The organism is Streptomyces sp. NPDC050534 (assembly GCF_044457745.1).
GTDB lineage: Bacteria > Actinomycetota > Actinomycetes > Streptomycetales > Streptomycetaceae > Streptomyces.
Map to the genome: position 1 here is coordinate 1 of NZ_JBITHF010000033.1, position 3,460 is coordinate 3,460.

A 3,460-nucleotide genomic window follows, 5' to 3' on the forward strand; every position below is an offset into this window, starting at 1 on the left:
AACTCCTTCGCGGACCAGACCCTGGCCCAGATCGAGCTGTTCACCAAGCCCGACGAGTACCCGACCGACGTCTACGTGCTGCCCAAGCACCTCGACGAGAAGGTCGCCCGCCTCCACCTGGACTCGCTCGGCGTGAAGCTGACCACGCTCCGCCCCGAGCAGGCCGCCTACATCGGCGTGCAGGTCGAAGGCCCCTACAAGTCGGACCACTACCGCTACTGAGCGGCTCGGATCAGCCCATGGTGAGCGCGTCGGTGCGCTGACACGCTCACCAGCAGCAGTTCCTCCGAGGCAGGCCCCCGCACCCCCGTGCCGGGGGCCTGCCCCTTTGGCCGCTGCGGCCGGACCACACCGTCAAGACCCAGGACCCCCATGCCCCGCGGCCGTTATTCGCTCCACGATCCGCACGATCACACCCCCCTCGCAGAAGAACACTTCCGATGCGCCCCCGGCCCTTCCGGCTGGCGCTACGTCTCCCAGCTGACCGGCCCGTCGGGCGACCGCGTCGGCTCCGTCGACCTCGCCCTCGACGACCTCGGCCGCCCCATCCGCCTCGAGCTCCACGCCGGGGACTGGCAGGTGCGCGGCGCCGCCCTCGACGGCGTCACCTGGGTCCGTACCGACTCCACCGGGACTCATGCCACCGAAGGCAACGTGCGCGCCCACGCCTTCACCGGCACATCCCCCGCGTTCCTCGTCGCCACCGCACGTCTCCTGCGCCTCACCCCCTCCGCCACAGCAACTCGCGTACGCCTCGTCGCTTTCACGGACCCCGTCCTCGCCCCGCGCACCGTGGACCAGTCCTGGACCTTGGTGAACAGAGAAGCACACGCCACTGACAACGCCCCGCTGACCGTGGACGAATACCAGGTCACAGCCCTGGACACGGGTGAACAGCACGCCGTGCACATCGCCGGCGACGTGGTCCTCGCGGCACCCGGCATCGAGCTGGAAGACCTCGAATCGCCACCGTCCGATTTCGCCTGAGCGAGGCCGACCCGGACATCCGGGCTACGCCGGCGGCACGAACCCGGTGGATTCGGTGGAGCCACGCTCTCCCTCGGCGGGAGGGGCGGACGGCGGCACGTCCAGGGAAGACGGCGGCACGCCCAGGGAAACAGCCGGAGCCGCCTCCGCAACGTGAGCGGTCGGCGGCGTCACCGCGGGAGCAGACCAGCCCGGAGGCCCGTAGGAATCCGGCGCCCCCGACGGTCGCACGGCGCTCGCGGGCAGTCCGCCAACACCCGGACCTTCGGCCGCCGAGCCGTTCGCGAAGGCCCGCCGCACCTCCCGGGCCTGCCGCTCCTGCATCACAGCCGCCAGATACGCCGCAGGCGGAATGCCCTGCGGAATCGGCGCTCCCGTACGTGCCGCCAGATCCGAGGCGAGCCGCTCCGCCATGGCCCTGCCCACCTGCGGGTCCAGCTGCTGCATCCGTGTCAGGTACTGACGAATCGCGAGCCACAGCCCATCGGGAACCGCGGACAGATCGAGCTCGGAGAACTTCCCCGCCAGCCAGGGAGGCGGAGGAGGCAGAAAGGCAGTCCGCGCGACGGGAATCCTTTCCCGTACGACGAGAGTCCCGGCGAACACGTCACCGAGCCGTCGGCCGCGGGCCGACACGAGCGATGCGATACAAGCGATGACCCCGAACGTCATGAGGATCTCGACGACACCGATCCCACCCCGCACCAGAGCATGGCGGAAACGGATCGGCCCGCCGTCGTCCCGCACCACCCGCAGCCCGCATGCCATCTTCCCGAGGGACCGCCCATGGCTGAGCGTCTCCACCGCGATGGGCCCGCCCACCAGCACCAGGACGAAGGTCGCGATCGACACCGCGATCTGCGCCGCGTCGTCCAGCGAAGCCGTGGAAGCAACGAGAGCGATGGTCAGGACGACGTAGACGACCATGGCCGCGGCCAGGTCGAGCAACACCGAGAGAGCCCTGCTGGGCAATCTCGCGGGGCGCAACTCCAGCGCCACCGCCTCGCCCGTCACCAACTCGCTCACGCCCGTCGTCCTTCCCCTGGTCTGCCCCTTGAACGGTCAGTCTGCCAAGCTGAGGGCGGATCGCGCCCCAGTACGACAAGCTGACTCCACGACGAGCCGCCGACGAACAGCCGAGGAGCAGGCACACCGATGGACCTCGACGTCTTCGTCACCACCCACCGAGCCGAGTGGGACCGCCTCGACGCGCTCCTCAAGCGCCAGCGCCGCCTCAGCGGAGCGGAGGCGGACGAACTCGTCACGCTCTACCAGCGAACGGCCACCCATCTCTCGCTGATCCAGTCCAGCGCGCCCGACCCCCAGCTGACCGGACGCCTCAGCCAGCTCGTGGCACGCGCGCGTAGTGCCGTGACAGGCACCCGGCGCGCCTCCTGGCGCGACGTCACACGATTCCTGACACACGGCTTCCCTGCCGCGGTCTACCGATCGCGCCGCTGGTGGGTCCCCACCGCACTGCTGTCCACCGTCGTGGCCATCGTGCTCGGCTGGTGGATAGGTACGCACCCCGAGGTGCAGGCCACCATCGCGGCCCCCAGCGAGCTGCGCGAACTCACTCGCCCCGGCGGCCAGTACGAGACGTACTACTCGAGCCACCCGGCGGCGTCCTTCGCCGCCCAGGTCTGGACGAACAACGCCTGGGCCGCCGCCCAGTGCCTGATCCTGGGCGTCTTCCTCGGCCTGCCGGTCCTCTGGATCCTCTTCCAGAACATGCTCAACCTCGGAGTCGGCTTCGGCCTGATGTCCTCAGCAGGGCGGCTCGACACGTTCCTCGGCCTGGTCCTCCCGCATGGCCTGCTCGAACTGACCGCCGTCTTCGTGGCTGCCGGCACCGGACTGCGCCTCGGCTGGACTCTCATAGATCCGGGCCCCCGTTCCCGGCGCACGGCCCTCGCAGAGGAGGGCCGCGCCGCCATCGGCATGGCGATCGGTCTCGCCCTCGTCCTCTTTGTATCCGGCGCCATCGAAGGCTTCGTCACCCCGTCCGGCCTGCCCACTTGGGCCCGCATAGGCATCGGGGTCGCCGCCGAGGTGGCCTTCCTCGCCTACGTCTTCGTCCTGGGCGGCCGAGCGGCCCGAGCCGGTGAGACGGGTGACGTCGAGGCGGCGGAGCGCAGCGCCACCGTGCCGACGGCCGCCTGATGTGCGGGCACACCTGTCGAGCTGTTAGTCTCTTCCTCGCCCCGCAAGAGCCGTTGACACGGCACTGACGGGGAGGTAGACTCGAACGGTTGCCTGGAGCTGGGTTCACCCGGCCGGCAGCAGTGAGTGTCTGTCAGCTTCTCGGAAACTTCGATTCCCAAGAAGCCTCTCCCGATCAATCGGAAATGAGCGGCCGGTCAGTCCGGCCCGAAAGTTCTGATAAAGTCGGATCCGCCGGAAAGGGAAACGCGAAAGCGGGAACCTGGAAAGCGCCGAGGAAATCGGATACGGAAACGGTCTGATAGAGTCG

The 3,460-nt window shown here is 69.3% G+C and carries 4 protein-coding genes; 3 read left to right on the forward strand and 1 reads right to left on the reverse strand.

Annotated elements, in window-relative coordinates; translation table 11 throughout:
* Together ACIBN2_RS46690 and ACIBN2_RS46695 are read left to right on the forward strand one after the other, a co-directional pair.
* Positions 1-222: adenosylhomocysteinase (locus ACIBN2_RS46690; RefSeq protein ID WP_399143893.1), on the forward strand; the 222-nt coding region annotated here is incomplete at its 5' end.
* 150 nt (positions 223-372) lie between these two features.
* Positions 373-987, forward strand: a complete 615-nt coding sequence (locus ACIBN2_RS46695) for a hypothetical protein (protein ID WP_399143894.1) — start codon at positions 373-375, stop codon at positions 985-987.
* Between the two features lie 24 nt (positions 988-1,011).
* Here the strand turns inward: ACIBN2_RS46695 and ACIBN2_RS46700 are convergent, their stop codons facing one another.
* Positions 1,012-2,013 (reverse strand): RDD family protein, encoded by a 1,002-nt coding sequence (locus tag ACIBN2_RS46700; RefSeq protein WP_399143895.1) that lies wholly within the window; start codon positions 2,011-2,013, stop codon positions 1,012-1,014.
* A 129-nt stretch (positions 2,014-2,142) separates the two neighbouring features.
* Between ACIBN2_RS46700 and ACIBN2_RS46705 the strand changes: the two genes are divergently transcribed.
* The gene (locus tag ACIBN2_RS46705; RefSeq protein WP_399143896.1) at positions 2,143-3,150 is read left to right on the forward strand and encodes a stage II sporulation protein M; all 1,008 of its coding nucleotides are present in this window, start codon (positions 2,143-2,145) and stop codon (positions 3,148-3,150) included.
* Positions 3,151-3,460: the final 310 nt, after the last annotated feature.

What these genes read in the sequence shown, in the direction of transcription:
- ACIBN2_RS46695 (WP_399143894.1), top strand. Translation starts at nt 373, where the DNA reads ATGCCCCGCGGCCGTTATTCGCTCCACGATCCGCACGATCACACCCCC.
- ACIBN2_RS46705 (WP_399143896.1), top strand. Translation starts at nt 2,143, where the DNA reads ATGGACCTCGACGTCTTCGTCACCACCCACCGAGCCGAGTGGGACCGC.